Below are 26,890 nucleotides of genomic sequence, written 5' to 3'. Positions count from 1 at the left end.
GTTGTGCCGGCATCGCGTGGGGGTGGGTTTTAGCTAAGCTGGGAAACCATGCCACATATCGTTTTCGAATGTCTCGTCCCACCCCATATTGCGGAGCCTGTGAACCAGCGGTTTAAACAGCTTGGCGATTTACTTGTACGCGATGGGAAAGTTGAGCAGGCTACCCTGCGCGTTGAAAGCCCCGCACAGTTCGATCAGTTTGTTCTTGACCAGCTTCAACACGCCTACGTGACTGAGCACAAGGAAGAGTTTGAGCTCGCCGAAGACGTTCCGGGCAAACTCGAAGAGTGTGGGCTTGTCGACGTCGAAACTCTCATCCCCACCCGCCTGAGCGTCGCCGTTACTGGCGTGCATACCAGCATGAACCAGCTGGCCATGCACTATTCAAGGATTCTGACCCCGCCGGCACAACTGCCTTGTGATGCGGTTGAGCTCATGAAGGAAGAACAGTTTGAAGTTCCTGCGCTGTGCCCGTGGTCGGTGGCAATCTACCCCTAAACCGCTCCGAGAACAGCGGGTGGACACCGCGCCAGTTATACGATCAACGCTGCGATTTGTGCAGCCGCATCAGAAAGCTGGGCGGTGATGTCGGCGTCGATAAGCTCAATGGCGTGTGCGCTGGGAACATCGGCAGAAAAAGCTCCAGCAACCACGAAACACTGCGGGGTGGACGCCGCCGCACACACCTTCAGCACCTCACCGACAACCTTGCCCGACAGCGACTGCGCATCAAAACAGCCCTCGCCCGTAATCACCACATCAGCCTGCGCAACAGCTTCAGCCAACCCCACCGAATCAGCCACCACTGTCGCGCCGGGGACAAGGTGTACGTGATCCGCATTGCCGTGCAGCAAGGTAGATAGCCACACAATGCTCACGGGGATGGCACCGGCAGCGCCCAGGCCAGCGATGGTGGGGTCCACATTGCACACCTCACACAGCTTGGCAATGCCTGCTTCAAGTGCGGTGACGTCTTGCGCGCTGGCGCCTTTTTGCGGGCCAAAAGTGTGTGCAGCACCGGATTCGCCGGTTGCGGGGTTGGTCACATCGGCGAGCAGTACCCATTCGACGGCGGCGGCGGGGATGTTGAGTTGTGCGGTGTCGATGCTGTCGAGATCCACGAGTGCGGCGCCGCCTTGGCGTAGCGGATGCCCGGCAGCATTCAGCGGGGTTGCGCCTAGTGCTACTAAGATGCCGGTGCCACCGTCGATGGTGGCGCTTCCGCCCAAACCGAGGGTGATTCGGGTTGCGCCGCGGGTTTGTGCGTCGGCGATGAGCACGCCTGTTCCGAATGTGTCGGCTGTGCGCGGTTGGAGCTGGTCTTGTACTGCGGGTAGTCCGGATGCGGCGGCGACGTCGATGTAGGCGGTGGCGGTGTCGGGGTCGAAGGTGTAGCTTGCTTCGGTGAGTCGCCCGTTTGCATCGACGGTGGGTAGGGTGATGCGCTGGCCGTGGAAGATGGTGGAGGTGCCTTCGCCGCCGTCTGCCATGGGGCAGGTGGTGATGTCGGCGTTGATGCCGCGGTGGGCGAGCTCGGTGGCAAGGGCGGTGCTGAGCATGTGGGCTGCTTCGGGGGCGGTTGCGGTGCCTTTAAAGGAGTCGGGGGCGATGAGGATGCGCATGGGTGTGTGCTTTCTGTGGGTGGTGTTTCTTTCGGGTCACACCCTAGCAAGCAGGTGGGTAAAAAAGTAGTTGCAGCCTGCGTGTCGCTCGCTTGTCGACGCCTCCACCTAGTCGCAGTGTTGCGTGCGGTGGTGCTGGGGCTTTTGTGGTGGGGTGGAGGGTGTTTCACGGGTGTGTGAAACATCTGATGTGTTGGCGCGGTCGTGCTGAAAAACCGCGTAATTCTAGTGTTCTATAGAAATTGTTGAGGGGTGAATAAAAGTATTGTGAGGTGTGGTTCTATGGGTTCGGGGGCGGGTATTTCTGTCGTTGAGTAGGTAATAATTTCTATAGCTGTGTAGAATTGCAAACCGTACTGAGAACGAAAACGTACTTCAGTCCAAATTTAGCCCAACTAGGCCCCCATTTCGCTTCATGGCTACCCTCATGGCTGCATGGAGCACATAGAGCTCGTGCCTCACTTCCATCGCAACGCGCGTGGGGGAGAGCTGTGCGCGCACTGTGTGAAAGAAAAGAAATGGTGGGCGGGCGCTCGATTGGGATCTAAGTACTCAAGGCACAAAAGGGAAGGACACCTACTATGTCTGACATTCAGGAAACGGTTGCCGGTTACTACGAGCTGCTCCTGCAGCGCAATGCGGGCGAGCCGGAATTCCACCAGGCTGTTGCTGAAGTGATGGAATCGCTCAAAATCGTCCTCGAAAAGGATCCTCACTACGCTGACTACGGCTTGATCCAGCGCCTGTGCGAACCAGAACGTCAGATCATCTTCCGTGTGCCTTGGGTTGATGACAACGGCACCGTCCAGGTCAACCGCGGCTTCCGTGTGCAGTTCAACTCCGCGCTCGGCCCCTACAAGGGCGGCCTGCGTTTCCACCCATCGGTGAACTTGGGCATCATTAAGTTCTTGGGCTTCGAGCAGATCTTCAAAAACTCCCTCACCGGCCTGCCTATCGGTGGCGGCAAGGGTGGCTCCGACTTCGATCCAAAGGGCCGCTCGGACGCTGAAATCATGCGTTTTTGCCAGTCCTTCATGACCGAACTGCACCGCCACATCGGTGAATACCGCGACGTGCCAGCAGGCGACATCGGTGTTGGAGGCCGCGAAATCGGCTACCTCTTCGGCCAGTACCGCCGTATGGCTAACCAGCACGAATCCGGTGTCCTCACCGGCAAGGGCCTTAGCTGGGGTGGTTCCTTGGTTCGTACCGAAGCAACTGGCTACGGCTGTGTTTACTTCACCCACGAAATGCTCAAGGCGCATGGCGCAACCTTCGAGGGCTCGAAGGTTATTGTTTCCGGTTCCGGCAACGTGGCAATCTACGCTATTGAAAAGGCGCAGGAACTCGGCGCAACCGTCATTGGTTTCTCCGACTCCTCCGGCTGGGTTCACACCCCGAACGGTGTCGATGTGGCCAAGCTGAAGGAAATCAAGGAAGTTCGCCGCGAGCGCGTCTCCGTCTATGTCGACGAAGTTGAAGGCGCTACCTATCACACCACCGGTTCCATCTGGGACCTTCCTTGCGACGTCGCACTGCCGTGCGCAACCCAGAATGAGCTCAACGGCGACCACGCACGCACCCTTGCAGCGAACGGCTGTAAGTTCATTGCTGAAGGCGCCAACATGCCATCGACCGCTGAGGCTATCGAGGTGTACCGCGAGAAGGGAATCCACTTCGGCCCAGGTAAGGCTGCAAACGCTGGCGGTGTCGCTACCTCCGCACTGGAGATGCAGCAGAACGCTTCCCGCGATTCCTGGTCCTTCGAGTACACCGATGAGCGTTTGCATAGCATCATGCGCAACATTTTCAAGACCTGCGCTGAGACCGCCCGCGAGTACGGTCATGAAGGTGACTACGTTGTCGGCGCAAACATTGCAGGATTCAAGAAGGTTGCTGACGCAATGCTTGCTCAAGGCATCATCTAAAACCTTCGTCAACACCTCCTCGCAGCGCTAACTGCATCTGTGCATCACCTCCCATACAATTCGTTACCCTCCGTTTCACCTGTGTGGTGAACTCTGGGCTCGGGTTGGCTGGGAGGTGTATCTATTTTTCATCCTTAATGGTCACGAACATGCTGGCTGGACTACTCGGTGGGCTTTGTTCAGGTCAGCTAACTCGACTTATTCGCATTTGCGCTCTAGCAACAACACTCTAGGGAAGGAATAAGTCGAGTTGGTTTTTTCTACGCACTCCCGAAAACGTAGCTGGTCTGCTATTCATGGCAACTCGACCTTTGTGTTGCACACGCCTAGGGCGAGGGCTTGTGGCGAGGAAAAGGTCGAGTTTTACTCGATTTCCACAAGGAGAGTAGGGCTGAGGGGTAGGTGCCGAGGGGAGAGTGCGTGCGAATATCAACTGGGTTTTTCCATGTCCTATCTCCAGCGATGTGGTTTTGTCAGTTATGCTTGAACCCATGTATCGCGTTTTCGAGTGCTTGGATGAATTGGTTCGCAACATTGAGCAGGCCTACGGCGTACCCATGACGTCGAACTGCATGGTTCCACGGAATGAAATGTTGGCTATCTTGGATGATTTGCGCAACGCGTTGCCGGTCGAAATTGATGACGCACAAGACGTGCTCGACCAGCGCGACGACATCATTGATCAGGCGCAACAACGCGCCGATCAGCTTGTTGCTGACGCCGAAGCCGAAGCAACATCGACTGTCACCCGCGCCCGCGAAGAGGCCGACACGATGCTTGCCGACGCCGAAAATCGCGCCCACGCCACCGTTGCGAAGGCACAAGACGACGCTGATCACATTATGACCAGTGCTCGACGTGACGCCGACAACACTGTGAATCGTGCGCAAACTGAGGCAAAGCGCCTGATTGACTCCGGTAATGAACAATACCAGCGCAGCATTGACGAGGGCCTTGCTGAGCAGCACCGACTGGTCTCTGAAGCCGAAGTGGTTCGCCGTGCCAACGAGGAGGCACACCGCATCGTGGATGCCGCTCATGCTGATTCGAATCGCCTGCGCACTGAATGCGACCAGTTTGTGGACAACAAGCTCGCTGAATTTGAAGACGCACTCTCTGCTACCTTGCGAACCATTGCACGCGATCGCAGTGCGCTGCGTGGTGGTGCAGGCGTAGCCGGTACTAACCAGACTGCAACGCCACGTAGCTACGAGCGCTAGGTTTTTAACCAAACGCGCACGAGATCTTAAAAGCCGGTGGGCTTAAGTGAGGTCTTTTTGGATCCTTCACTACTGTTGTGGTGGGGGATTCTTGCGTTTAGAGAGGTGTTTTGTGGTGTGGGTTGGGGTGAGGGTGTGCTGCATGTTCAAGGTTGGGCGGAAAAGGGAGTAGGATTCTAAAGCGATGAACACGATGAATGCTGCGAACTCTCCTTTCGTATTCGACGTCGCTACGCTGCTGCGTAGTGGCATGACTGATTTTGTCAGCCAACAAGGCCCAAGCCCCACTCGCATTGGCCCTGCCATGATCGCTATTCCCGAAGGTGCGGAGGTGAAGGTGGACGCCACCTTGACTCCACTGGGTGAAGGCGTGATGGTGGATGCTGACATTTCCGCAACCTTAAGCGGTGAGTGCGTGCGCTGCCTCGCCCCGCTGCACCCAATAGCGACGCTGCATGTTAACCAGGTTTTTGCCGCCAGTGATGATTTCATCACCGGCGACGACGCTGGCGAGGATGAAGATGAGATCCCACAGGTGGAAGGGGATCGGATTGATTTGCTGCAGACCGTATTAGATGAGGCAGGTTTGAATCTGCCATTTAATCCACAGTGTGAAGGCGGCTGCTCAGAAACCGATGTGCCCGCCCCAGATGGTGTGTCCGGTGAGGAAGAAAAAGTTGACCCACGCTGGGCTGGTTTGGAGAAGTTTCTGTGAATAGACGACGTCCACGCCTCACCGGCGAAGCAGCCCTCAACGCGAGGTTTGGCAAGGTAGATCACGCACCGTTGCTGGCATCTTTGGGTGTGGAAATCCCTGAAGATTTATTAAAGCTGGCGTTATCGCACCGTTCTTTTGCCAACGAGAATGGAAATTTGCCCAACAATGAACGCCTTGAGTTCTTAGGCGACGCCGTTTTGGGTCTTTCCATTGCCGGCAAACTGTATGAGTATTACCCCACTCGCCCAGAAAGCGATATCTCTAAGATGCGCGCAAGCATTGTGTCGCGCTACGGCCTGGCTGATATTGCCCGCGAAATTGGGCTTGGTGAATTTGTGATGCTCGGCAAAGGTGAGCTTTTGACCGATGGGTCTAATAAGGATTCCATCCTGGCCGACACCACCGAAGCGCTGCTCGGCGCAATCTATTTGGCGCACGGTTTTGAGGTGGCACGCGATGTCGTGCTGCGCCTGTTTGATGAGAAGGTGCGCACCGCCTCTGCTGTCGGCCTGCACCATGACTGGAAGACTGCTTTGCAGGAGCGCTTGGCGGAATATAAGTTGTCTATGCCGGTGTACGCAGCCACCAGTGAGGGCCCAGAGCATGAGAAGCTTTTTACTGCCACCGTTAGCGTGAATGGTACGTTCATCGGAACTGGTCAAGGGCAGTCGAAGAAGGTAGCGGAGCAGCAAGCTGCCCGCGAATCCTTGCAGCTGCTCAATGACCCTGAGATCAGAAATCAGCTGATCTTATGCCAGAACTCCCAGAAGTAGAAGTTGTTCGCCGCGGCCTGGACACTCATGTGCGTGGCCGTCGCTTCGCATCCGTCGACTGCCTGCACCCGCGGGCAATCCGGGGGTTGGAAGGTGGTGAGGATCAGCTCAAGGTGCTTCTTGTCGGCCAAGAGGTTATCAGTCTGCAGCGCCGCGGGAAGTTTTTGTGGCTGGTGCTGGGCAAGGGGGATTCGGCGTCGCAAAGCGAAGTGCTCGGTGATGGGGAATGTTTGCTCGTGCATTTGGGGATGAGTGGGCAAATGCTGATCAAAGATGCCGCGGCTGATGCGGATGACCCGAATTTTCGGCATCTGCGCATGAGGGCTCGGCTCGATGATGGGCAGCAGCTGTGGTTCGTTGATCAGCGCACGTTCGGCTACTGGTTGCCCTGTGAGCTTGTGCAAATCGCAACCGGCGTGGTGCCGCGCACGGTGACACATATCGCCCGCGATCTGCTGGATCCACAACTGTGCTTATCGACGCTCGCACGAGGTATCAAAGCTCAGCGCGGTGAGATTAAAAAAGTGTTGCTCAATCAGGAAATCGTGGCCGGTATCGGCAATATTTATGCCGATGAAATGCTTTTTGCCGCCACGCTGCACCCACGCCAGCCAGCACACAGGATCAGTGAAAAACGCCTCGTTGAACTGCTTCGCCACGGCCAGGATGTGATGCTGCGCGCGCTGGAACAAGGCGGTACCAGCTTCGATGAGCTTTATGTGAATGTCAACGGGCAGTCCGGATATTTTGATCTGTCCTTGCATGCCTACGGCCAGCACGGGCGCGGTTGCGATCGCTGCGGTGAGATTCTAGTGCGGGAAAAGTTTGGGAATCGTTCCAGCCATTTCTGTCCTGCATGCCAGCGCCTGTACTAACACAGCCTCACGAAAGTAAGGTGTCTAGAATGCGCTGTGCACCAGCGTGTACCCTCAGCACGAGCTTGAGCTGACAGGAAAAAGTGTGAGCTTTGTAAGGCACAGCTTGGATGGGTGAGTGTTGTTGGGGCTGCGAGCTGAGAGTTTTCTTCTGTGCTTCTTTTTGCCGTGAGATGGGTAATCCTTTGGTGAGACTGTAATATCCCTAACATGGAAAAACTTGAAGAGTTCGTGACTTCAACAATCAACGATAATATTTGGTCAGTTATTCCCTATCTTTTGATCGCGGCTGGCCTCTACTTCGGAATCACCACCCTGCTTGTGCAACTGCGCATGATTCCGGAAATGTTCCGTTCCGTTGTTGATCGTGGCGGCGAAACAAAAGCTGATGCTGAAGGCATCTCCTCCTTCAAAGCCTTCACCATTTCTGCCGCCTCCCGTGTGGGCACCGGTAACGTCGCCGGTGTGGCTGTGGCTATTACCCTCGGTGGGCCGGGTGCTGTGTTTTGGATGTGGATGATCGCCCTTTTAGGTGGCGCTACCGCTTTTGTGGAATCCACCTTGGCACAGTTGTGGAAAGCCCGCGAAGAAGACGGCACCTACCGTGGTGGCCCTGCTTACTATCTCACCCGTGGTCTCAATGCCCGCTGGTTAGCTATTGTTTTTGCGGTAGCCATCACACTGACCTTCGGCTTTGTGTATAACTCCATTCAGTCGAACTCGATTGCCGAAGCACTGTCGACTTCTGTAGGTACCGAATCGATGACGTTCAAAGCCGTCATTGGTGTCATTCTTGCAATAATTACTGGCCTGATTATTTTCGGCGGCGTGAAGCGTATTGCCAATTTCACCCAAGTTATCGTGCCCGTGATGGCACTACTGTACCTAGCCGTGGGCATTATCGTGGTGCTGTTGAACATCACCGAAGTCCCCGGCATGATCACTGAAATCATCAGCCACGCTTTGGGCTTTAAAGAAATTGCCGGTGCCACCATCGGTGCTGCTTTCATGAACGGTATGCGCCGTGGTTTGTTCTCCAATGAGGCCGGCCAGGGTTCCGCACCGAACGCTGCCGCTACCGCGACTGTATCTCACCCTGTGAAGCAGGGCTTGGTGCAAACCTTGGGCGTATATTTCGACACACTCCTTGTGTGCACAATTACCGCTTTCGTGATTTTGCTGGGCAACCCTAAAGTTGGTGAAGAAGTGAAGGGAGCTGCGCTGACCCAGGCTTCTTTGGCAAGTGAGGTCGGCGATTGGGGTATTCACTTTGTTACCTTGATTTTGTTCTTCCTTGCCTTCTCCTCCGTGATTGGTAACTACTACCTCGCCCAGGCCAACCTGGAATTTTTCACCCAGTCGAAGACTGCCATGACAGTATTCCGTGTGGCTGTGATGCTGTGCGTATTCGGTGGTGCCGTTGGTTCGGTCCCACTGGTGTGGGCGCTGGGCGATACTTTTGCCGCAATTATGGTGTTTATCAACCTGATCGCGATTATTCCACTAGGTGGGGTTGCGGTGAAGCTTTTGAAGAACTACAACCAGCAAAAAGCCAAAGGTCTGGATCCGATTTTCCACCGCGATATGCTTCCTGAATTGAAGAATATTGAGTGCTGGGATGGCGCAGACGCCTGCACTCGACGCGGCGGACAGATCGTTCGTGAAGTATAAAAACCTCATTCACCCATAAGCCCTGCGCTGGGTTAAAAAAACAGCGCCTGTGTACACAATGCCCCCATCGTGTACACAGGCGCTTTTCTGTGCCAGAAAATGGGCTCAACAAATAGGGCTACTCGACTCTTAGGTTGGTGGGGTGCAGGTTGTGGGACTGTGGGAGTTAAAGAGTCGAGTTCAGGCTGTGGGGTGGCGGGTGTGTGGGTGGGGCAACTCGACTGTTAGGCGAAAATGGATGAGTTTTGCCCGTGCTGGAGAGTGAATGGTCGAGTGTGGGGTGGGGAAGTGGAAAGGAATTGTTGAGGCTACTCGACTCTTAGGTTGGTGGGGTGCAGGTTGTGGGCCTGTGGGAGGAAAGAGTCGAGTTCAGGCTGTGGGGAGGCGTCGAAAAGCAGAACGAAAAAATAGCAGTGATCCCAATCAGGGTGCGAAAACAAAGCACTACAATAGCCACAAAACCCCACGCTGACATGAAAGGTACACATGGAAAAGCACAGCATAACCTCGCACCACGATAACGTGCGTCTCACAGCATTCGTCCACGGAACAGTACAAGGGGTGGGCTTTCGCTGGTGGACACTATCCCAAGCCAAAGAACTCGCACTCACCGGATCGGCTAAAAACCTCACCGATGGGCGTGTCTGCGTGGTCGCCGAAGGGCCAAAACACGCCTGCGAGGAACTGCTCGCACGCCTTCATCACGGCCCAGCCTCAGCCCATGTGACAACCGTTATCGACTTATGGCAAACGCCACGCGGAATAACCGGCTTCGAAATAGGATAAGCCCCACAGTGCTAAAATCCTCGGAGTGTATTTAAAGTCGCTGACCCTCAAAGGATTCAAGTCTTTTGCCTCCGCGACGACCCTCAAATTCGAACCCGGAATTTGCGCGGTCGTAGGGCCCAACGGCTCCGGAAAATCAAACGTCGTCGACGCCCTAGCCTGGGTCATGGGCGAACAAGGAGTGAAAACACTCCGCGGCGGAAAAATGGAAGACGTCATCTTCGCCGGCGCAGGGGACCGCAAACCCCTCGGCCGCGCCGAAGTCACCCTCACCATCGACAATTCCGACGGTGCGCTCGATATCGACTACACCGAAGTCTCCGTCACCAGACGCATGTTCCGCGATGGCGCCAGCGAATACGAAATCAACGGGGCCAAAGCGCGCCTGATGGATATCCAAGAACTCCTCTCCGATTCCGGCATTGGCCGTGAAATGCACGTCATCGTCGGCCAAGGACGCCTCGCCCAAATCTTGGAATCACGCCCCGAAGAACGCCGCGCCTTCATCGAAGAAGCCGCAGGCGTGCTCAAACACAAAAGGCGCAAAGAAAAAGCCCAGCGCAAACTCGTCGGAATGCAAGCCAACCTCGACCGGCTCACCGACCTGACCCGCGAACTGTCCAACCAACTCAAACCACTGGCACGCCAAGCCGAAGCAGCCAAACGCGCCGCCACCGTCCAAGCAGAACTACGCGACCTGCGCCTCAAACTCGCAGGCTACCAGCTGAAAAAACTCAAAGACACCTACGCAAGCCAGAAAAAACACGAAGAAATCCTCACCGAACAAGTCGAAGAACTACGCACCCAACTCGAAGAACACACCAGCACCCAACTGCAACTCGAAGAAGAACTCGGCCACATCGCCCCCGAAGCTGACCAAGCACAACACAACTGGTTCCAGCTGTCTAGCCTCGCCGAACAAATCGCAGCGACCACCCGCATCGCCACCGAACGCACCATCAACGTTCAACCACAGCCCTACACCGGGGCTGACCCAGTACAGCTGGAATCCAAAGCACAAGCTGCCGAAGCCGAACACGCCCACGCCTGCGAGGCGGTGGAAATTGCCACCGGCATGGTAGAAACCATCCAGCAGGAAGTAGAAGAGCAAGAACAGCGCGCCCGCGAAGCCGACCGCGAACACATGGCACAAATCCGCGCCATCGCCGACCGGCGCGAAGGCGTCGTGCGCTTGCTTGCCCAAGAAGAATCCCAACAAACACAACTGCGTTCCCTCGACGAGGAAATCGAACGCATCGAACACCTCGTTGAACGCGAGCACGAACGAGTCAGCCAGGCTGAAGTTTTGCTACGCACCGGCGTCGATAAGCAACACAGCTTAAGCCTCGAACACCAACCACTCGACGACGCCTGCAAACGCAGCGCTGAAGAAGCACAAGCCGCAGAAACACGACTCGAAGAACTCCGCAGCACCCAACGTGACCTGGAAAAACACAGCTCGCGGCTGCAATCACGAATCGACACACTCCGCGCCACCCTGCCTGTAAACGGCACCGAACTGCCAGCAAGCCTCAGCTTAACGCTGGCACCCCTTGCTAACATTCTCACCTGCACCGCAGGGATTGAAACCGCACTTTCTGCAGCATTAGGCGAACACGCCCACGCCCTTGCCACCGAATGCCCCCTCACCGCAGAGCAGCTCGCACACCTCGGCGCAGACACCCGTGCTGAACTCAACCGCAGCACCATCATCTCCCGCGACCACTTACAGCAGCAAACATGGCGACTCGACACCCACCTGCCCGACGGTGCAACCTGGCTTCTTGACCACCTCAGCATTGCCGACAACTATCGCAGCGCACTCAACCAGCTGCTTGCCGACGTCGTGCTCCTTCACCCCGACACCACCCCGGATGCAGAGGGTGCCGCGCAGATCTTCAACCGTGCACTATCAATCATTGAAACAGACCCTAGGCTGCGCATCGTCACACACGACGGCACCATGATCGGGCACGGTTGGATCACCATCGGTCGTGCCCGCGCCCAATCCAGCCTCGAAATACACGCCGCAATCAGTCACACCGAAACCGAACTTTTAGCAGTTGAAAGCCAACTCAACGAGATTTCCGGCACCCTTCAAGGCGCGCGCAGTGCCGCCGAAGAAGCACGCATCCACGCAGCAAGCAGCACCGCACGACTGCGCGAACTAGCCCGCGAACTTTCCGCAGTTGAAAAAGAAATCAGCCGTGCACAAGCGCAAGTCGAAGCGAACAAGAAAGAGCAAGAAAAAGCGCTCGACCAGCTCATTCGTGCCCAGCAACGCCGCGCCGAATGTGAAGAAGCGCTCGCCGAAACACGCGACAGGCTCGCCCGCGTCGACAACCACCAGCACGCAGAAGAACCCTCCACTGAATCCCGCGACCACGCCCACGCCGCACTTGCCCAAGTCAAAGCAATGGAGATGGAAGCGAAGCTGAAGCTGCGCAGCGCGGAAGATCGCGCACACCAGCTCGCAGGCAAAGCGGAAGCGCTACGCCGCCAAGCAGCCTACGAACGCCAAGCGAAAGCCAGCCACGAGCAGGCACAAGAGCACAAGCGCAAGCAGGTACATCTAGCTGCGACTGTTGCGGAGCTCTCCCGCGACCTTCACACACGCGCCCTTACAGCCACTACCCACGCAACTGAGCAACGCGACCAGCTCATGGCCAAGCGCACTGAACTGCAGCATGCCCTCAACCGCATGCGGGAGAAAGTCAATGCCACGCGCACGCACTTTTCCCGCATCAACGACCAAGCGCACGCCCAGCAGCTCGCCCAAAGCCAGGCACAGGTGCGCCTTGAAGAAGCGGAAAAGAAACTCAGCGAACAGCTGGGTATTGCCGCAAGCGATATCGTGCGTGACTACAGCCCTGACGCACATTTTAATGTCACCGAGCACAAACAACGCCTCGCCCAAGCTGAACGCGACCTCAACTCGCTGGGCAAGGTTAACCCGCTGGCGTTGGAGGAGTTCAAAGCACTAGAGGAGCGCTACGAGTTCCTCTCCACGCAGCTTGCCGACGTCGAAAAAGCCCGCGCCGACTTAAGCGATGTAATCGCGGACGTGGATGCAAAAATCCTGCAACTATTCACCGACGCGTGGAAAGACGTGGAAAAAGAATTCCCCAAAGTCTTCTCCACACTCTTCCCCGGTGGCGACGGCCGCCTGCTTCTGACCGACCCCGACGATATGCTCAGCACCGGAATCGAAGTGGAAGCCAGGCCGCCTGGAAAGAAAGTGAAGCGCTTATCACTGTTATCAGGTGGTGAGAAATCACTCACAGCACTAGCCATGCTCGTGGCAATTTTCCGGGCACGCCCTTCGCCGTTTTATGTCATGGACGAGGTGGAAGCAGCGCTCGACGATGTGAACCTGCGCAGGCTTATTGCCCTGTTTGAAGAGCTGCGCACCGATTCTCAATTGATCGTGATCACCCACCAAAAACCCACCATGGACGTGGCTAATGTGCTCTATGGTGTGACCATGCGCGGCGACGGAGTGACCAAAGTAATTTCTCAGCGTATGAGTCCACAGCTCTAAGCTGGTAATAATGGTAGGAAGACACCTGTTTCGCACCACTGCCACACCCCCTTTTTCCACACTGTACTGCACTAATGCTGACTTAGTGCGAAGCAGTGTTGGGAAGGTGCGCGTTGGTGGCGGTAGCTGCACCAAGCACAGGGCTTAAGGTATTCTAAATTCTTTCCAAGCAATTGTGGATAGTTGTTTCGGGACAGAACTTTTTGGGAAAGGAAGACAATTTATATGAGCGGCTCCGTTCACCCCATTGCAGACCCAACGGATTCTCTTCTGGGGTGGGCCTCCCAGTACGATCTGGGACTTCAACAAAAACTGGAACCGCTGACTATTGTCGCCCAGCTCGACATCAGCACCGACGAGATGGAAAAAGTAGAAAAGTTCTACGGCATCTTCCTCGCCAGGCAAATCAAGGCAGGCTCCACCCTCGCCGCACTCCTGTCGATCAGCCCCGCCATGGCACTTGTGACCTTGGTGCACCGTGCCAAAAAACTCGTCGAAGCACACAACTTTGCTGCCGAATACATTGGTGGGCTTGGGCTTGATAGCAACAGTGAACTCGTCGAAGAGCTCGAAGAAATCCTCGACGATGAACTCTTAACCATGCTCGGCAACCAAGGGTTGCTCACCTTCGACACCGACCCCGTTCACGCACTGTGCTGGCACGCAGGTGTGATCAACAACGAAGTCCCCGCCCTACTCGAAGCACTCGACAGCGCCGAAGACCCAACCCAAGCTGTACTGCCAACCTACTTCGCAGGGCTCAGCGCAGCTGCACCTGAGCGCGCCGGCGAAATCTTCGACGCCGTACTTGCACTGCGCACCTTCGCCTTGAGCCACCCCAATTCCTGGTCAGACCGCAGCCGCAAGCAGGTTCTTCCAGCGCTCAGCCCACATATTGACGAGTCTTTCGTCGCAGAGTTGCGTGAACGCCCAGTGGGCACCCCAGACCGTGAGGCTGCGGTGGGTGTTGCGCACCGCGAAATGCGTCCGCGTATTGTGATCGATCCCCGCCGTCGCAAAGTGTGTTTGCGCCTGCCTGAGCAGCGTGTTCCCGCCCGCGGTGAGATTACGTGGCGTGTGAGTGTTGAAGGTTCCACCACTGTGTACCGCACGGGGCGGGCGTTTGGTGATGTCACTGGTTTTTCTGAACCGTTGGATATCACGTTGGCGCACCCTGTGCGTGAGGTCACGGTTGAAGATCTCGCAAACGGTATCACGTGGGATGTTCCGGTGGTGAATGCGGACGATCCGTTGTTGCTGTTTAACAAGCGTGGCGGTTCTGTGACCACGAAGCGTTCCTTGCATCACCAGCGTCTGCGCGCGCTGATGCCGAGCGAAAACAAGCTTGTCGACGTCGTTAGCGGCGCCGATATTCACCCAAGCTCCTCCTTCGCTATCGATGGGTGGGCTGGGTGGATCTGCCACAATGTTGAGCTTGCAGGCGTGGATTCTGTGGATGCGGTTGCCCCTGGCGAGCACCCTGATATTCAGCGCGCGCGTTCGGTTGATCCGCGTCAGCGCGTCATGTTCTGCACCCCTGGTGCGCCGATTGCCGATGTGACCACCATGACTGGTTTGGCTGTGCACGCCGAATCGTTGCAGGCCGAGTTCCCGCCAACCGCATCAGGGCGGACTGAGATGTGGCATTTGAGCATTTCTTCTTTCGGTGGTGCAGGTACAGCTGGTGAGGAAATTACGCAGCCGGAGCCACTGGAGGTTCCGGCTGAGGGTGGCGTGTTTGAGGTCTTCGACCCTGAGCTTTACGACGCCCCCTGGGTCGGCGAGTACCTCGTGCGTTTGCGTGGCCCGAGGAACGAGTCGTTCCGCCACGAGTTCGCCATTGTGGAAGGCATGCGTGCGGTGACCACGTTTGTCGGCATGTGCGGTTCCTTCCGTATCCCTGCCGGTGGTGGCCTGTCGGAGTCGACCTTGATTGTGAAGCCAAGCGCAAAGCCGTTTGATGTGGAACCAAAGAACCCACAGGTTTTCGCACTCGACGCAGGTGCCGATTTCGTGGTGTCCACCGAAGAGGGCGACGCATTGCCACTGCGTTTTACGCCGAAGCGACTCAATTTTGAGCTCCCACTCAACACCGAGCCAGCCATGTGGCGTGCCTCGCGCATGACGATCCATCCGCGCCATGTGGATATGGACGGCCAGATTCGTGTGCGCGGCGCTGGTGTGATGGGTGATCCGAAGATTTCGGTGATCAACCACCACGGCCAGCCGGTGAAAACTACCACGCTGGTCAGCCCCGACCAGGGCTTGACCTATGTGGCGCCCATGTCGAAGATTGTGTCCACCACAAACACCCTGCCCAAGGGTCGGGTGAATCTGGAGTGGACGGACCCTGCAACCGATAAGCGCATTTCGGTGGTTCTTGCCGATGTGGAAACCACTGAGCCTGCCACCGTGGAGCTAGTTGACTACAACATTGTGGTTGGATCTGATGATCCGCACCTTGGTGTGTGGATCTGGCCCGCAACTGCACCGTGGGAACCAGCGGATACTTTTGTTGTGGTTCCTGACTCTGAAGGTGCTGGGATCGGTCGCGTTACGTTGCCGGAGGAATTCCGCGATGCCGGCAACCTGATTGTTCAGGTGCATACCCGTGATCGTTTCACCGCTGTGCATACTCCTGTGGCCCCAGGGCCTGAGGCGACTGTGGTGCAGCAGCCAGGCTTCTTCGGTGAGGCCGATGGTGCTTTAGGCACGTTGAGTGCATTCATGTCCGGTATCAGCGATGAAGTTCCCACTGATGCTTCTGTGATGCCGGTGTTGTGGGACATGCTGGCCGCTGGCGGGCGTCGTGAGGAAGCACGTGCGGCAGTGCGTGCGGTGTTTAACGCGAATCCAAATCAGGCGCTTCGTGGCCTGTCTAATTCCTTGGTCAAGGCTGAGCAGCAACCAGGGCGTTTCATTGAGACAGGGCTGGTGCGCTGCCTGTTCGATGCTGCTGTGGATGAGGACGAGTCGTACCACCGCGCAGCATGGATCGGCACCTTGGAACTGATGGGTGCGCTGAATCTCCTGTACGGTCAGGAGGGAATTTCGGCTGCGGATCGCCCAGCGGCGAAGGAGATTTATCAGGCGTTGAAGAATTTGGCGGGTGAAAATGTGTTGGCTTCGCTGAAGTCGGCGCGTGACCATACGTTGGACTCTGCCTGCATTGACCGTTCCACGGTGATGATTGCGGGCTTGGACCCTGCACAGCAAAAGGCCATTTTGAACACGCTGTTTGCTGAGGCTCAGATCGTGCCGGGCGCGGTGATGGATGATGGCAGCCGTTTGTTAGCGGTGTTTGAGACCTTTAAGAAGCGCAAGAAGCTCAACGAAATGTTGGCCAAGGAGCAGTTGATTGCGTCGGCAGTGACTTTGCTGCGTACGCTGCGCAGTACCAATAAAGCACTGTATGCGTTGGCGCGTATTCGTTTTGACAAGCTTGATGGGGTGGATACCAATGCGAAGGATAATATGTGGGCGCTTGCCCCTGTGGTGTCCTTGGTTTTGGCTTTGGCTGCCCGCATGTCGGCTCATGGTTTGATCAGCTCGAATAAGACTTTGGATCAGGCGACAACTGGTTGGGCGAAGTTGGCTGATATTGTCCCAGATTTGGTGACCTCTGACTTGGTTGCGGCTGAGGCAATTGTGTTGGCGATTGCAAAGCCTGGCATCGCTTAGAAAACGTCCCTAAACAATTACCCCCTCACCCTGCCTGCACAGTTAAGCTGTTGTGAGCAGGGCGAGGGGGGTTCTTCCATTGGGGAATTTAGCCCACGCGACAATGAGTTATTGATGAATATCAAGAAGAATTGTTGTGGGCTGGGGGTGCTCGTTAGGAATCTCTTTTATGAAGTTCCTGTTTGATGTGCTCAACATCTTTTTGAAGTTTCAGCAATATCTGCCCCGCCTTGAAGGCAAGGAAGATGAGAAGAACAGGGATGAAGAGAATAGCTCCAATTGCGAACAGTTCCACTGGACCAATCATTGTTTTCCTCACATAGTTTTATGGGGCGATTAAGACACCTGTGCTGTAATCCCAAAGCAGTGGTGCTGGCGTGGCCTTGGGAAGGTGGCGAGTGCGTATACAACGAAGGCAGTCATTGCAGTCGATGCGATCGACGATAACTATCGAGTGTACTTGGCTTTCGAAATTAATTGCTACCGTGCAGTTTCAGTTCGGGCTAGTAGGGGGTAGGTTGACTTTGTCAATTGAATATCCGGACAAAAAAACCAGGGGTCCTTTCGGCTCGGAGAATTGTGGGTGTTGAGGGCTGCAAGGGTAATGGGGGGTGGAAACATCTTGATTTCGCCAGTCCTTGTTCGAGGAAGTCCAAGGTGTGTTTGACGAGCACTCAACTTGGGGCGGCGTGTACGTGTGGATCTCAACTTTTAGAAATTCCCGCACAAGGATTTGTGGGTTTGTGCTTGTAGAGGCGGGCAAGGGGTGCGCATTTTTGGTGTGGAAGGTGTAAATAGTGCGAAAGTTTGCCAAGATATAAACCATGCTGAACACTACGATTTTATTCGTCGCCCTTGTTGTCCTCATTCTTATCGTCGCCCTCGTTGTCATTGGCCTTGCCCGCAAAAAGAGCAAGACTGTCAGCTTCGAGCAGAAGAAAGCTGATGAAACCAAGGAACTCACCCAGCAGGAAAAATCAGGCAATTATCAGGCTCAGGGTGGATTCGCATTTGCGCCCGCGAAAAAAGTGGAAGAACCAGTAGAGCTTAAAACGCCCACTCCGCCTGTCGCCCCAGTAGTTCAGCCAGCGGTCGAGCCAAAACCACAGCCAGAAGAAGCAGCAGCCCCAGCAGTGCAGGAGGATGTTGCTGAAGAAACTGTCGAAGAAGCAAGTGTTGAACCAGCTAAGCCCGCTGAAGCAATTGAACCTGCGGCGGAAATCGTCGAAGAATCTGTTGACGATGAAGTAGCGCAGGAAGAAGCTGTCGAAGGTGGCGTTGAGGTTGTTAGCGACGAGAAGATCGAAGAAAACTTCGGCAAGCTAGACGAATTCCACGAAATCGTTGCGGAAGAAACCGAGGAACCAGCACACACTACTGGGCAGGCTGACAGCGACGTCGTTGCTGATGCCCCGTCGGCTGTGGTGGAAACCCCAGCCCCAGTTGTTGAAGAGCAGCCAGATATTGTCGATGCCCCAGTAGAAGAAGACGTTGTTGTCGCGCCTGTAAGTGCTGAAGAAAAAGTACGCCAGGCCCGCGAAGACATTGACCCCGCTGCGGGGCGCATTGGTCGTCTGCGCGGTCGGCTTGCACGCTCCCAAAACATCTTCGGCCAATCTGTGCTCGGCATGCTTTCTGCCGGTGATTTGGATGAAGATGCATGGGAAGACATTGAAGCTCAGCTCATCCAAGCAGACCTTGGCGTGGCAATCACCATGAAAGTTGTGGAACAGCTGCGCGAAAAAATCGCCGCCCGTGGTGTTTCCTCGGAAGATGAGGCACGCATGATGCTGCGCGAATGCCTTATCGACGCCTGCAAACCAGAGCTTGATCGCTCCATTAAGGCGATGCCTTATGAAGGAAAACCAGCAGTTGTGCTGATGGTGGGCGTTAACGGCACTGGTAAAACGACCACCACCGGTAAGCTTGCCCGCGTGCTGGTGTCCATGGGGCATAAGGTTCTTCTGGGTGCCGCCGATACATTCCGTGCGGCAGCTGCCGACCAGCTTGAAGCGTGGGGGCGTCGTGTGGGTGCAGAGGTTGTTCGTGGACCAGAGGCCGCCGACCCCGCTTCCGTTGCATTCGATGCGGTAGCTCAAGGTGTGGACAACGGTGCTGACGTTGTTGTGATTGATACCGCCGGCCGCCTGCACAATTCGGCTAACCTGATGGATCAGCTTGGCAAGGTGAAGCGCGTGGTGGAGAAAAAGGCGGCAGTTGACGAGGTGCTTCTCGTGCTTGACGCCACCACTGGCCAAAATGGCTTGAACCAGGCAAAGGTCTTTGGCGAAGTCGTTAATATCACTGGCGTGGTGCTGACCAAACTCGACGGCACCGCCAAGGGTGGCATCGTATTCCAAGTTCAAGAAGACCTTGGTGTGCCAGTCAAACTTGTTGGCCTTGGCGAAGGCGCAGATGATTTGGCCCCATTTGAGGTTGAAGGATTTGTTGACGCCCTGCTGGGCTAATCAAACGCGAACTCACCCCCTGCTGTTTTTCTCACCCGCGTGAGCAAAGCCAGCAGGGGGTGATTTTTTCATGCCCACCTTCCATGTGGTGGGTTTACTCGACTTTTTGGTTTCTTGGGCTGTGAAATCACGCATGTATTTGGGGAAAAGTCGAGTTTCTTTGTGGTGCGTAGAGTGCGTACTCGACTTTTCCGTGTGTGGGGCGACGAAACGGGGCGCTTGTTTGTGAATAGGTCGAGTAGGGCAACAGGGGAGAGCATTACTGGTTGGCTGTGGTGTGGGTGGTGCTCAGGGGTTCAGGCAGGATCTTGGGTGTTGGCCGTGCGGGCTGAGTTTTCGTGCTCACTTTCTGGGTGGTGGGTTTACTCGACTTTTTGGTTTCTTGGGCTGTGCAATCACGCATATATTTGTGGAAAGGTCGAGTTTCCTTGTGGTGCTGCGAGTGCGTACTCGACTTTTCCGTGTGTAGGGCGACGAAACGGGGCGCTTGTTTGTGAATAGGTCGAGTAGGGCATCAGGGGAGAGCATTACTGGTTGTGGTGGGTCAGTGTTGTGGTGTGGGTGGTGCTCAGGGGTTCAGGCAGGATCTTGGGTGTTGTTCGTGCGGGCTGATTTTTCATGCTCACCTTCTGGGTGGTGGGTTACTCGACTTTTTGGTTTCTTGGGCTGTGCAATCACGCATGTCTTTGGGAAAAGGTCGAGTTTCCTTGTGGTGCTGCGAGTGCGTACTCGACTTTTCCGTGTGTAGGGCGACGAAACGGGGCGCTTGCCCGCGAATAAGTCGAGTTGAGCGAAGGGAAAGGAGCGCCTATGGCTGAGAAATTTGTGTGGAAGGGTTGTTTGCTAGAGTTTGCATGAGGCATAGATTCATCCCCGCAAAAACCGTGCGTGGGCTGTGGGTCGGATATGCGAAACTTTTTTGATTGAAGGACAGTGAAGATCATGAAGCTTGTGACCGCCATCGTGAAGCCCTTTACCCTCATGGATATTAAAGATGCGCTGGAGCAAGTAGGCGTGCACGCCATGACTGTCACTGAAGCGCAAGGCTATGGCCAGCAAAAAGGGCATAACGAAGTGTATCGTGGCGCGGAATATGCCATCGATTTCGTGCCCAAAGTCAAAATTGAGGTTGTGATCGACGACAACATGGTTGAGGATGTTATTACTGCTATCGTCGACGCGGCGCACACCGGCAAAATCGGTGACGGCAAAGTGTGGGTCACCGAAATCGTCGATATCGTGCGAGTGCGCACCGGCGAACGTGGCCCAGACGCTATCTAATTTCCCACACCATGCATCGTATTCGGGCACAGGCTTATGCCAACGCGCGTGCACTTATTGAAACTCTCCCGCTTCCTCCGGGCTGTGCGCTGGCGGCAACGGGTTCTTTTGCCCGCCGCGAGTTGTTGCCCACTTCGGATCTGGATTTGGTGTTGATTCATCCGCCACAGATGGATATGGATGATCCTGCGATGCGTGAGCTGGTTGATGCACTGTGGTACCCGTTGTGGGATCACACAATGAGGCTCGATCATGCGGTGCGTACCCCGCAGCAGTGTGCTGATTTGGTTGAATCTGATCCTGTTTCGGCGCTTGCCATGTTGGAGTTGCGGCATGTGCGTGGGGTTGAGGAATTAACTGCCCAGGCGCGGGATGCGGTGTTGCGTCGTTGGCGTGTGCATTTGAGCAAGAATTTCAATGATGTAGTGGATGTGGCCATTGCGCGGTGGCGACGTTCAGGTTCGGTGGTGGCGATGACGCGCCCAGATCTCAAGCATGGTCGTGGGGGGTTGCGGGATCATGAGTTTTTGCGTGCGCTTGCCTTGGGCAATCTTGTGGATATCCCTGGTTTGAGCCAGCAGCGCAACCTGCTTATCGACGCGCGCACCCTGTTGCATCATTATGCGGGTCGTCCCCGCGAGGTGCTCGACCCTGAATTCGCTATTGATGTTGCCGAACAGCTCGGGTTTAGCGACCGCTATGAATTAGCGCGGACGGTGGCTAAGGCGTCGAGAAGCATCGATGAGGCGTTGACACACGCACTTAATCAGTGCCGAAATGTGCTGCCGCGACCCAGCGGGTTAAAACACATGCACCGGCGACCCCTTGACGTTGATGTGGTGGATGGCGGCGGGGAAATCACACTGTCGCGCAACCCGGATCTCAGCGACCCTGGACTTGTGCTGCGTGTGGCCGCCGCAAGCGCCCGCACTGGGCTGCCCATTCGCCCAAGCGTGTGGACACAACTAGCCCAGGTCCCGCCTTTGCCCGCCACCCGCTGGAGCACCAGCGCAGCCAGTGATTTTTTCGCACTGCTTTCCTCCCCAGAGCACACTGCGCGAGTCATCATTGAGCTCGACGAACACGGACTTTTCGTGCCCATGGTGCCCGTATGGGAGCATATTCGCGGACTTATGCCCCGCGAACCCGTCCATATCCGCACCATCGACCGCCACAACCTTGCGGTAGTCGAACTGTGTGCGCGAGACAGCGTGCGCGTCGAACGCCCCGACCTGCTTCTGCTGGCGGCACTGTTTCATGACATGGGCAAAGGCTACAGCCGACCCCACGAAGAAGTCGGCGCCGAAATGGTTGCAGAAATGGCCACCAAACTCCGGCTCAGCGCCCAAGATACAACAGTGGTGGAAGCACTGGTGCGCCATCACACCCTCATCCCACGCTTGGTGAAACACCGTGATATCGAAGATGATCAAAGCGTGGTCACAGAGCTTCTCGACGCCCTAGGCTACAACCTGCTCACCCTCAACCTCATGGAAGCACTCATACCTGCCGACGCCCAAGCAACGGGCCCGGGAGTGTGGACACCCCAACTCAAATCAGGTTTGGGATATCTCTGCGCGCGTGCACGCACAATGCTCACCCACAACACCCCCCAAGCACCCCATGTACGTTTCGGCGGTGAACTCGCATTGTATCCCACCATCGGGGCACATGCCACGGTGTTTTGGGCAGGCAGCTACATGCGCGAAAGCGTACGCGTGCTTGCCCTGATCGCCGCCAAAGGCTGGAACATTACCTCTGCCGCTTTTGTCTACCGCGACGGAATCGTCTCCGCCGAACTGAAGGTGTACAACACCCTAGGTACCGCTTTTAACGAAAGCGAATTCATTCAAGGCTACAAATCAGGGGTCTATAGTGCGCTGCCAACGATCGAACTAGGTGCGTGCGCCACGTTTTGGTTTGGGGATGTGTTGGAAGTACGCACCACCGATCGCAAGGCTGCACTAGGAACCCTCATTGGTGTGTTACCTGAGTTGGAATGGCTCAAGATCCACACCCCAGGGGCAACAATGATCGCTCAATGCAAGCTTGCTGCAGGCTATGATCGGGCTAAAGTTGAACGTGACGTGACCCGAGTGCTTACAACCGGCTAGTATGTAAAGGTTACCGACCACCACACGATTTTCACCACGCTACTTTTTCTCCGAGAAGAGAATGTGAGGAACCTGGTGACTAGTACTTTTTCATGTGTGGGGTCGACGGTGAGCAACGCAGTTAATACAAGGAGTGATTAGACCCGTGTTCGAATCTCTATCAGACCGCCTAGGCCAAGCCCTTTCGGGGCTTCGTTCAAAGGGCAAGGTCACAGAGGCTGATATCAATGCAGTCTCCCGTGAGATCCGTCTTGCACTGCTGGAAGCTGACGTTTCCCTCCCCGTTGTGCGCGGCTTCATCGCACGGATTAAAGAACGCGCCTTGGGCGTGGAAGTCTCTAAGGCACTGAATCCGGCCGAGCAGATCATCAAGATCGTCGACCAAGAGCTGACCGGCATTCTGGGCGGGGAAACCCGCCGCCTAAACTTGGCTAAGACCCCACCAACCGTGATCATGCTGGCCGGTTTGCAGGGTGCCGGTAAGACCACCTTGGCCGGTAAACTTGCCCGCCACTTAAAAGAGCAGGGCCACACCCCAATGCTGGTGGCCTGTGACTTGCAGCGCCCTGGTGCTGTGCAGCAGCTGCAGATTGTCGGTGAGCGCGCCGGTGTTCCGACCTTCGCTCCTGATCCTGGCACCTCCATTGACACCCTCGATCACGAGATGGGCACCTCCCACGGCGATCCTGTGGATGTTGCTCGCCGTGGTATTGAGGAAGCGACAACGAAGAAACACGATATTGTGATCGTGGATACCGCAGGCCGTTTGGGTATTGATGAAACCTTGATGACCCAGGCCCGCAATATTCGCGATGCGATTAACCCTGACGAAGTGCTGTTCGTCATCGACGCCATGATCGGCCAAGATGCGGTCCAAACCGCTGAAGCATTCCGTGACGGCGTTGATTTCACCGGCGTGGTGCTGACCAAGCTTGATGGTGACGCCCGCGGCGGTGCAGCCCTGTCGATCCGTGAGGTCACCGGCAAACCCATCATGTTTGCCTCCACCGGTGAGAAACTGGAAGATTTCGACGTCTTCCACCCTGACCGCATGGCCAGCCGTATCTTGGGCATGGGCGATGTTCTCTCCCTGATCGAGCAGGCTGAGAAGGCCATGGATCAGGAGCAGGCTTTGGAAACCGCCCAAAAGATGAGCTCCGGCGAGCTCACTTTGGAGGATTTCCTCGCTCAGATGCAGATGATCCGCAAGATGGGCCCAATTGGCAACTTGCTGAAGATGCTGCCTGGCGGTTCCCAGATGTCCAAGATGGCGGACATGGTGGATGAAAAGCAGCTCGACCGTATCGAGGCAATCATTCGCGGTATGACCCCACAGGAACGACAAGACCCGAAGATCCTGAATGCTTCCCGCCGTAAGCGTATTGCTAACGGTTCGGGTGTGTCAGTTACCGAGGTCAATCAGCTCATCGAGCGCTTCTTTGAAGCAAAGAAGATGATGGGCAAGATGGCCGGCCAGCTGGGCATGGGTGGTTTTGGTGGACGTAGTGCCACCAAGAAGAAGCCGAAGGGCCGCAAAGGCAAGAACGGCAAGCGCAAGCCAATCAAGAATAAGGGCGGCATGCCAGGTATGGGCGGTATGCCGGGGATGCCTAACCTCGCTGAGCTGCAAAAGATGCAGGAACAGATGAGTGGCATGCCAGGGATGCCGAAGCTCCCGAAGGGCTTGGAGAATATTGACCTGAACAACTTGGACTTTGGTAAAGGTCGCCCATAACTTTTCACGCACTCCCCACGAACTGGACTCCTTACAATCCAATTCGTGGGGAGTTTCTAGTTCATCGCAACGATTTCAAATTCAAAGCCTTGCGAGTTTTCGAGATAACACGCATAGTGACAATCGCCACCTGCATGAGGAAAGTCCTGAGCGAAAAGCTCTCGGAATCCATGCGCGGGAGCGTTGTCGCGAATGGAGTCGACCAGTCCCTGCGAGTCGGCACACAGTGCCAGGTGATTAAGCCCAGCTCGCATCCGATCGTAGTCGCCACCTATGGCGGGGGATTGTTCTAAAACCAGATAGGTTCCATCTGGTGCTGTCCAGATTTTTCCTTCATCCCAGCCCTCTATTACCTTTGGTTCCCACCCAAGGCTGCACAATAACCAGTTAAAACTCGGGAAAGCTCCGTGGAGATCTGTTGTCCACAATTCGATGTGGTGGAGGAAACGACTCATGCGAAAATCTTAAAACATTCACCAGTTACAACATCACGCGCAGTGGTGTTCAAGAAATCGGTGAGGGTGCAAAGGATATCGGTCATGGGCAGGAATCTTTCAACGAAAAACATAAAAGATAAAACAATTCGTTAACAGTGTAAATGAGCACGACTTGCTAGGTGCGCATCATCCATCCCATAGTTTTAAGCTTATCGACGCCGAAAACAAGTCTGCCCCTACTACTAGGTCAACACCCCAGATCGCCCACAGTGATGATCGGTAGAAAGAAGGGGGCGGCGTCGACAAGCACACTAGCTAGTGCCCGGACTCACCACAGGCATCCGCGATGGTGCGTATAAAAACACTCAAGCCTGGTTCCTCGATGGGGAAGTGCCCACAATTTTCCAGTTCACGATAAAACACGCGACTGCGCAACTGAGCCATCACCCCGGCGCTCAGCGATAGTGGCGTCCACCTATCCGCGCCGGGATGGGTGACTGTGACCGGGATGCTGGAAGTGCGCGCATCCTCATGTTTGTAGCGCAGAAGAGACGCTAGAAAATTCAACGGCACCCGCACGCGACCAGACCGTACATCACGAGCACACGCCTTTGATAATGCTTGGGACGAACTCATGCGTGAAAAACGGGCAAGTAGCCACATCGGAATCCGCAGACCCCCAATCCCGCACCGAGAAAGGGGAAGCAACAGGGGTGCACAAACCCCCATAACCCCAGCTGTGCTAATGTGTGCCAGGCTACTAATTGCTCCTGCCTCCGCCACACACGTGGCAACCACATGCTTAACTTGGGCACAACCCGCACCAGCCTCCACTGCCGCAAGCCCGCCCAAACTAAAACCGACAAGCACTACAGGGCGATTGAGCATGTCGACGAAATTTCTGATGCTCTCAATCCAGTCACCATAAGTCACCCGCGCAGGATCAGTGCAGGACGAATGGCCGAACAAAGGTAAATCCAGCGCCGCCACTGATATTCCCTGGGATGCAATAAGTGAGCCATAGGGCCACAGTGCCTCCCCGTGCCCACCTAAACCATGAATAAGTACTGCGATCGTGTCCGATTCTTGTTCACTGACTAAATAGCGCAACCTATGCGTTAGACCGCGGGAGTTTTCCCACGTGAAAAACCGCGATTCAGGTTCGATAGTCAACTGCTTACGCAGGTGTTCCGGAAAGAAACGGGAATAGTTAGCCATGCCTAACATTCTAGGGTGGGGGCGGGCTGGGGAGTGTAATAATCGCCAATTGACCTTCCAGGGGTGGGTGTATTAGGGTTTATGAGGTTGTCTCATAACCTATGGGGCAGCTCCTGCCGATTACACCGCCACCCGGCCACGGCCGAACGGTATGTCACATCGCAGGTTAAAGACGAAAGGGCCGCAACCGGCCACACGGAAAAGTGTGGTGACTGAACGGTCCAGTGACTGAAAGGAAGCCAGAATGGCTGTCAAGATTAAGCTGCAGCGCATGGGTAAGATCCGCAACCCACAGTACCGCGTTGTTATCGCCGACGCACGCACCCGCCGCGACGGCAAGGTTATCGAGAACATTGGCATCTACCAGCCAAAGAACGATCCTTCCATCATCCAGATCGACTCCGAGCGCGCACAGTACTGGCTGGGCGTTGGTGCACAGCCAACCGAGCCTGTTCTCGCACTGCTGAAGGTCACCGGTGACTGGCAGAAGTTCAAGGGTCTGCCTGGTGCAGAGGGCACCTTGAAGGTTGCAGAGCCTAAGCCATCCAAGCTGGAGCTGTTCAACAAGGCTCTTGCTGAGGCTAACGAAGGCCCAACCGCTGAGGCTATCACTGAGAAGAAGCGTAAGGCTAAGGCTGACGCTGCTGCTAAGGCTGAGGCTGAGGCTGAAGAGGCTGCTGCTGAAGAGGCACCAGCTGAGGAAGCTGCAGAGTAAATCTGCCGTTTCGCACTGAACGTATTTAATCTCCCGAGCCCCAAAAATGGTGGCGCGGGAGATTTTTCGTATTCCGATTTTTACTTTTCACCAGCAGCGCAGCTAAT

The 26,890-nt window shown here is 55.7% G+C and carries 19 protein-coding genes; 15 read left to right on the top strand and 4 right to left on the bottom strand.

The window, feature by feature from the left end:
* Window positions 1-48 precede the first annotated feature (48 nt).
* A complete protein-coding gene (locus tag CFELI_RS08490; protein ID WP_277103491.1) occupies window positions 49-498 on the top strand; it encodes a hypothetical protein in 450 nt (149 codons plus the stop codon).
* Window positions 499-533: 35 nt separating this feature from the next.
* Here the strand turns inward: CFELI_RS08490 and CFELI_RS08485 are convergent, their stop codons facing one another.
* Window positions 534-1,622: a glycerate kinase gene (locus tag CFELI_RS08485; protein WP_277103492.1), complete on the bottom strand. Its 1,089-nt coding sequence runs from the start codon at window positions 1,620-1,622 to the stop codon at window positions 534-536.
* 581 nt (window positions 1,623-2,203) lie between these two features.
* Between CFELI_RS08485 and gdhA the strand changes: the two genes are divergently transcribed.
* The 9 genes from gdhA (at window position 2,204) to CFELI_RS08440 (ending at window position 16,815) form a co-directional block, all read left to right on the top strand.
* Window positions 2,204-3,550, top strand: coding sequence for an NADP-specific glutamate dehydrogenase (gene gdhA, locus CFELI_RS08480; protein ID WP_277103493.1), 1,347 nt, complete (start codon window positions 2,204-2,206; stop codon window positions 3,548-3,550).
* Between the two features lie 491 nt (window positions 3,551-4,041).
* Complete coding sequence (locus tag CFELI_RS08475) at window positions 4,042-4,770, top strand: DivIVA domain-containing protein (protein ID WP_277103494.1); 729 nt, start codon at window positions 4,042-4,044, stop codon at window positions 4,768-4,770.
* Between the two features lie 193 nt (window positions 4,771-4,963).
* Window positions 4,964-5,485, top strand: a complete 522-nt coding sequence (locus tag CFELI_RS08470; protein ID WP_277103615.1) for a YceD family protein — start codon at window positions 4,964-4,966, stop codon at window positions 5,483-5,485.
* Window positions 5,482-6,261 (top strand): ribonuclease III, encoded by a 780-nt coding sequence (gene rnc, locus CFELI_RS08465; RefSeq protein ID WP_277103495.1) that lies wholly within the window; start codon window positions 5,482-5,484, stop codon window positions 6,259-6,261. The genes CFELI_RS08470 and rnc overlap by 4 nt, the downstream gene beginning before the upstream one ends.
* Complete coding sequence (gene mutM / locus CFELI_RS08460; protein ID WP_277103496.1) at window positions 6,240-7,136, top strand: bifunctional DNA-formamidopyrimidine glycosylase/DNA-(apurinic or apyrimidinic site) lyase; 897 nt, start codon at window positions 6,240-6,242, stop codon at window positions 7,134-7,136. The genes rnc and mutM overlap by 22 nt, the downstream gene beginning before the upstream one ends.
* A gap of 210 nt (window positions 7,137-7,346) precedes the next feature.
* Entirely contained in the window at window positions 7,347-8,807 is a 1,461-nt protein-coding gene (locus tag CFELI_RS08455; protein WP_277103497.1) for an alanine/glycine:cation symporter family protein, read from the top strand.
* Between the two features lie 486 nt (window positions 8,808-9,293).
* Window positions 9,294-9,593: an acylphosphatase gene (locus tag CFELI_RS08450; protein WP_277103498.1), complete on the top strand. Its 300-nt coding sequence runs from the start codon at window positions 9,294-9,296 to the stop codon at window positions 9,591-9,593.
* 25 nt (window positions 9,594-9,618) lie between these two features.
* The gene (gene smc, locus CFELI_RS08445) at window positions 9,619-13,134 is read left to right on the top strand and encodes a chromosome segregation protein SMC (protein ID WP_277103499.1); all 3,516 of its coding nucleotides are present in this window, start codon (window positions 9,619-9,621) and stop codon (window positions 13,132-13,134) included.
* Window positions 13,135-13,359: 225 nt separating this feature from the next.
* On the top strand, window positions 13,360-16,815 hold the full coding sequence (locus CFELI_RS08440; protein ID WP_277103500.1) for a hypothetical protein: 3,456 nt from the start codon (window positions 13,360-13,362) through the stop codon (window positions 16,813-16,815).
* 154 nt (window positions 16,816-16,969) lie between these two features.
* Here CFELI_RS08440 and CFELI_RS08435 read toward each other — a convergent pair whose 3' ends face one another.
* Window positions 16,970-17,122 carry a hypothetical protein gene (locus CFELI_RS08435; RefSeq protein WP_277103501.1) on the bottom strand — a complete coding sequence of 51 codons (153 nt, stop codon included), beginning with the start codon at window positions 17,120-17,122 and terminating at the stop codon, window positions 16,970-16,972.
* Window positions 17,123-17,639: 517 nt separating this feature from the next.
* Here CFELI_RS08435 and ftsY point away from each other — a divergent pair.
* The 4 genes from ftsY (at window position 17,640) to ffh (ending at window position 24,413) form a co-directional block, all read left to right on the top strand.
* Window positions 17,640-19,283 carry a signal recognition particle-docking protein FtsY gene (gene ftsY / locus CFELI_RS08430; RefSeq protein ID WP_277103502.1) on the top strand — a complete coding sequence of 548 codons (1,644 nt, stop codon included), beginning with the start codon at window positions 17,640-17,642 and terminating at the stop codon, window positions 19,281-19,283.
* A 942-nt stretch (window positions 19,284-20,225) separates the two neighbouring features.
* A complete protein-coding gene (locus CFELI_RS08425; protein ID WP_277103503.1) occupies window positions 20,226-20,564 on the top strand; it encodes a P-II family nitrogen regulator in 339 nt (112 codons plus the stop codon).
* 11 nt (window positions 20,565-20,575) lie between these two features.
* On the top strand, window positions 20,576-22,678 hold the full coding sequence (locus tag CFELI_RS08420) for a [protein-PII] uridylyltransferase (RefSeq protein ID WP_277103504.1): 2,103 nt from the start codon (window positions 20,576-20,578) through the stop codon (window positions 22,676-22,678).
* A 145-nt stretch (window positions 22,679-22,823) separates the two neighbouring features.
* Window positions 22,824-24,413 carry a signal recognition particle protein gene (ffh, locus tag CFELI_RS08415; protein ID WP_277103505.1) on the top strand — a complete coding sequence of 530 codons (1,590 nt, stop codon included), beginning with the start codon at window positions 22,824-22,826 and terminating at the stop codon, window positions 24,411-24,413.
* A gap of 56 nt (window positions 24,414-24,469) precedes the next feature.
* Here ffh and CFELI_RS08410 read toward each other — a convergent pair whose 3' ends face one another.
* Window positions 24,470-24,868: a VOC family protein gene (locus CFELI_RS08410; protein ID WP_277103506.1), complete on the bottom strand. Its 399-nt coding sequence runs from the start codon at window positions 24,866-24,868 to the stop codon at window positions 24,470-24,472.
* Between the two features lie 297 nt (window positions 24,869-25,165).
* Window positions 25,166-26,068: an alpha/beta hydrolase gene (locus CFELI_RS08405; protein WP_277103507.1), complete on the bottom strand. Its 903-nt coding sequence runs from the start codon at window positions 26,066-26,068 to the stop codon at window positions 25,166-25,168.
* A gap of 244 nt (window positions 26,069-26,312) precedes the next feature.
* Here CFELI_RS08405 and rpsP point away from each other — a divergent pair, with 244 nt between their 5' ends.
* On the top strand, window positions 26,313-26,783 hold the full coding sequence (rpsP, locus tag CFELI_RS08400; protein ID WP_277103508.1) for a 30S ribosomal protein S16: 471 nt from the start codon (window positions 26,313-26,315) through the stop codon (window positions 26,781-26,783).
* Window positions 26,784-26,890: the final 107 nt, after the last annotated feature.

This window comes from Corynebacterium felinum, from assembly GCF_030408755.1.
GTDB lineage: Bacteria > Actinomycetota > Actinomycetes > Mycobacteriales > Mycobacteriaceae > Corynebacterium > Corynebacterium felinum.
The sequence above is the reverse complement of the archived record's forward strand: the minus strand, read 5'-3'. Positions and strand labels throughout refer to the sequence as shown.